Annotated in this window: 1 protein-coding gene; it reads right to left on the reverse strand. The window is 75.5% G+C overall.

What is annotated here, in order from left to right; translation table 11 throughout:
• Positions 1–28: 28 nt before the first annotated feature.
• On the reverse strand, positions 29–453 hold a 425-nt coding region (locus OP86_RS32610; RefSeq protein ID WP_033334527.1), incomplete at its 5' end, for a DUF4439 domain-containing protein.

Raw genomic sequence — 453 nt, forward strand, 5'->3', positions numbered from 1 at the left:
GGCTTTCGCCCTGCGCGCCCGTTGGTGTTTAGGGGGTGGGGTCCGGGATGCCGGGGAAGGCGGTGTCGGGGGCGCCCCAGTGGTGGGCGCGGAGGGTGCATTCGCGGAGGGCGGTGGCGGCGGTGAGGCGGTGTGGGGTGGTGACGGCGGCGACCAGGTCGGCGTAGACGGTGGTCAGGCGGGATTCCAGGTGGGCGGCGAGTCTGGTGGCGTCGGTGGGGGAGGTGACGGGGAAGGGCAGCTGGTAGCCGCCGGCGGCGGGGGTGGGGGTGGCGCCGAGGGAGGTGAGGAGGCGTTGCCAGGCGTCGCGTCGGGCTTGGTGGGCGGCGTGGGCGGTGCGGGCCTCGGTGCGTTGCTGGTCGTCGGGGAGGCGGGCGCCGACCACGCCGTAGCCGTAGATGGTGGCGTGTTCGGCGCTGAGGGCGTTCTGGAGGGCGGTGATGGGGGCGGGGG

It is taken from the genome of Streptomyces novaecaesareae, from assembly GCF_000716875.1.
Taxonomy (GTDB): Bacteria; Actinomycetota; Actinomycetes; order Streptomycetales; family Streptomycetaceae; genus Kitasatospora; species Kitasatospora novaecaesareae.